Genomic DNA, 3724 nt, shown 5'->3' on the forward strand with positions numbered 1-3724 from the left:
CAGGGCATGTTCATCCAGAGCGCCGATCCGGCGAACCCGGTGCTCCTGTTCCTGCATGGCGGTCCCGGCATGGTCGAGTTCTTCATGGAACAGGACTATCCCACCGGCCTTGAGCGTCACTTCACCATGGTCTGGTGGGAGCAGCGCGGCGCGGGCATGTCATTCTCTTCGGACGTCCCGCCCGAAACCATGACCATGGACCGGATGATCGCGGACACGATCGAGGTGGCCGATTACCTCAGGGCGCGCTTTGGGCAGGAGAAGATCGTCCTGCTGGGCCATTCCTGGGGCGCCTATCTGGGCATCGAGGTGGCCGCCGCGGCGCCCGACAGGTTCCGCGCCTATGTCGGGATGGCGCAGATCGCGCATCAGCTCCGCTCAGAGGTGATGGCGCGCGACTATCTGCTCGAAACCTATCGCGCCCGCGGCGATGACGCGATGGTCCGCCGGCTGGAGGCCGCGCCGGTCACGATGGAGGAAGGCACATCGCCCGCCTGGATGCGGCTGCGCGACCGCGCCATGCACCAGGCGGGCGTCGGCCACATGCACGATATGGACTCCGTCATCACGGGTATCTTCCTGCCCATGTGGCGGGTGCGCGCCTACACGCTCGTCGAAAAGATCAACATCTGGCGCGGCAAGATCTGGTCGCGCCCGTTCTTCTGGGACGACCTCCTTCGGGACGATCTCTCGGCGCGACTGACGGAGTTCGAGCTGCCGGTCTACTTCCTGACCGGCCGCCACGACTACACGGCCAATGCCGAGCTTACGCGCGCTTATTTCGAGCGGATCGAGGCTCCGGTGAAGGGGTTCTACCTGTTCGACAATTCCGCCCACAGCCCGCTCTTCGAGGAGCCGGAGCGCGCGACGAGAATTCTCCTGCACGATGTGCTGCAGGGAAGAAACGCGCTGGCGGACGCGAAGGGGACCGCGGGCCAGAACCCGTTCGAGATCGAATAATTACAGGGACAGCCCTGCATGACCTCAGACCAATGGCTTCGCCTCGTTTCCTTCCTCGCCCTCGCGCTCGGCGCCCTTGCCGCGATCGCCGGTCTGTTCTGGACGCCGCCAGGTGGCATGGGGGATGCTCCGGAGCTGTTCGGCCGCGGGCTGTACCGACGGGATATGCCCTTCACGGCAGGCGGGGCGCAGGGGGCGGACCTCGTCACGCTGTTGCTGATCCTGCCCGCCGCGCTCTGGGCGCTGGCCGGACCGCTGACACGGCCGCGCCGCCTGGTTTTGGCCGTGGCACTGTCCTGGACGCTCTATCTCGGAGTATCACTATCCTTCGGTGCGGTTGCCTTTAATGAAGCGTTCCCCCTCTACGTCCTCATGATGCCGATGTCGGCGCTTGGCCTCGCACTGGCTCTGAGAACTTTCCTGCTCACCCGGACGCCGCGCTGGCTTCCAGGTTTCCTGTTGGCTTGCGGACTTGTCACCGGCGCGGCGTGGTCGCTTTTGCTCTGGCTCGAAATGACGGCGGGCGCCTATCCGCCGCAGAGCTATTACACCGTGCGGACGACCTATGCGCTCGATCTCGGCCTGATCGCGCCCGGCTGCGTCGCGGTCGCCATCGGGCTTCGGGGCGGGCGGTCGTGGGGAATGATGCTGGCCATACCGCTGCTCGCCATCGCAGCGCTGCTCCTGCCGATGATGCTGGCGCAGACGGTCATGCAACTGCGCGCAGGAGCGGCCTTCGGACCCGAGGCGGCCGCCCCTCTCGCCGGCTTCACGCTGGTGTCGGCCGGGGCCGCCTGGTTTCTCTGGCGGTTGGCGCGCGGCACACCGCCGCGTCCAAGTGCAGACAGGTAGATCGGTTGCCATGAGGATCGCGTCGACAATACGCCCCCTTGCTTCGGGCCTCGCCAAGTTGGCGGTTCAAGCCGCAGCCTTGTCCTGCGCCCTAGCTGTCGTCGCGGCCCTGCCTGTCGCGGCGCAGGACACGTCTTTCGCACTATCCGAACGCCTCTTCCAAACAATTTCTTACCGGATGACGCGCGATGACGTCCCCGGCGTGGTGGTGGTGGTTTTGGAGGATGGCAGCCCGGTCTGGACCCGCGCCTTCGGCCTTTCGGACCCGCGCACGGGACGAGCGATGACCGAAGACGCGCTGTTCCGGGTTGAGTCGATCTCCAAACCCGTCACCGCCTGGGGCGCGATGCGCGTTGCAGAAACCGGGCGGCTCGACCTCGATGCGCCGGTGACCGATTGCTTGGCGGGCTGGCGCCCGCCCGGGGGCCTGCCGCCGATCACAGCGCGCCAGCTTCTTTCGCATACCGCCGGCATCGGCCTCGGCGATTACACAGAGCGGTATCCGCCGAACGGGCCTCGGCCAGACCTCTGGACGCATCTCGCAGAGGACTTCACGATGATCGCCCCGCCGGACACACGGTTCTCCTATTCGGATACCGGCTTCAACCTGCTGGAACTGACGATCGAGACCTGCAGCGGAGAGGATTTCGCGACGCTCATGGCCCGCGAAGTGCTCGCGCCGCTTGGCATGGAAAGCGCCAGCTTCGACTGGCCCGAAGCGGAGATGCCGGTAGCTCACGATCTGCGCGGCCGGCCCGTCGCGCCCTACGTCTATCCGGGTCGGGCATCTGGCGGCCTGCACGCGACCGCCGACGACATCGCCCGGTTCGCTGCCGCGGGGATGGCCGGGGCCGCTCAGGACGTTCTCTCGGAGGGCGCGGTGGCAGAGATGCACCGCCCGATCGTCGAGGTCGGCGAGCTGTTCGGCTTCGCCGCCGGCGGGTACGGATTGGGACATTTCACAGAGACGCTCTCGGACGGGCGCGCGGCGCTCTGGCATGGCGGACAGGGATACGGCTGGATGAGCCACCTGCACATGGTGCCGGAGAGCGGCGATGGGATCGTGATCCTGTCGAACAGCCAGCGCGCCTGGCCACTGTTTGCCGCGATCCTGCGGGACTGGTCGGACAGCCTCGGCGTTGCGCCCGTGGGCATGGCGCGTGTGCTCTGGGCGGAAACGGCGGCGCAAGTCGCAATCGTCATGCTCTGGATCGCGACAGGCATTACGGCTTGGATGGCTGTCCGTCGGGTCGGCCCCCGCAGAAGGTTCGTCAGGATCTCCGTCGCCGGCATCTCTGCGGCGCTCGTCCTTTGGCCGCTCTGGGCAGCGGCACAGGACTATCTGTTCCTCTTTTCGATCCTACCCGGCCTTTGGTCGTGGCTAGGCATCGCATCGGCGGCAGCGGGACTCGGCCTTGCCTGGGCGGCGTTCAAGCCGGTGCACCGGGCGCGTCCCGAGTGAACCCTGGTGTTTTGGCCGAGAAGGGTGAGGCCGCTCAAGGAGCCACACACCGAAGCCTGAGAGAAACCGTCAGATGACGGCTTCGAGCCCATATTGCAGTTATTCTGCATCAAAGCGAAGGTCAGCTTTGGAGATTGTGACCTTCCCCCGACATACGGGACATTGCGAACTGGAGTTTTCCACCTTTGACCTGTCAGATTTTGAGGATATCACTGGTAACATGAAGCAGCGAACGACAGTGGCTTGGAGAACATGAACCCGAGGAATAATGAGCTAGTCGATCCTGATCCATTTTTGCTCGCAGCCGTCTGCTTACAGGGTACAGCGGTTATTTTGCAGCTTATTCAGATCAGCCAAGCTAGAGCGTTTTCCGATCAATCTGCATCGTATCCGCAGGCGGCGAAGTAGTTTTCGCATTCCTGGTGCGTGAAGCAGTCGATGAGTTCGCCG

The 3724-nt window shown here is 64.9% G+C and carries 3 protein-coding genes; all 3 read left to right on the plus strand.

Going from position 1 to position 3724, the window contains the following annotated elements; translation table 11 throughout:
- Positions 1-960 (plus strand): alpha/beta fold hydrolase (locus P1J78_RS24335; RefSeq protein WP_275569963.1); only part of this gene is annotated, 960 nt, incomplete at its 5' end.
- An 18-nt stretch (positions 961-978) separates the two neighbouring features.
- Positions 979-1812, plus strand: a complete 834-nt coding sequence (locus P1J78_RS24340) for a phosphatidylglycerol lysyltransferase domain-containing protein (RefSeq protein WP_275569964.1) — start codon at positions 979-981, stop codon at positions 1810-1812.
- Between the two features lie 10 nt (positions 1813-1822).
- Positions 1823-3274 (plus strand): serine hydrolase domain-containing protein, encoded by a 1452-nt coding sequence (locus P1J78_RS24345; RefSeq protein ID WP_275569965.1) that lies wholly within the window; start codon positions 1823-1825, stop codon positions 3272-3274.
- The last annotated feature ends 450 nt before the right edge of the window (positions 3275-3724 follow it).

It is taken from the genome of Psychromarinibacter sediminicola, from assembly GCF_029168335.1.
GTDB classification, from domain to species: domain Bacteria; phylum Pseudomonadota; class Alphaproteobacteria; order Rhodobacterales; family Rhodobacteraceae; genus Psychromarinibacter; species Psychromarinibacter sediminicola.

What these genes read in the sequence shown, in the direction of transcription:
- P1J78_RS24345 (WP_275569965.1), top strand. Translation starts at nt 1,823, where the DNA reads ATGAGGATCGCGTCGACAATACGCCCCCTTGCTTCGGGCCTCGCCAAG.
- P1J78_RS24340 (WP_275569964.1), top strand. Translation starts at nt 979, where the DNA reads ATGACCTCAGACCAATGGCTTCGCCTCGTTTCCTTCCTCGCCCTCGCG.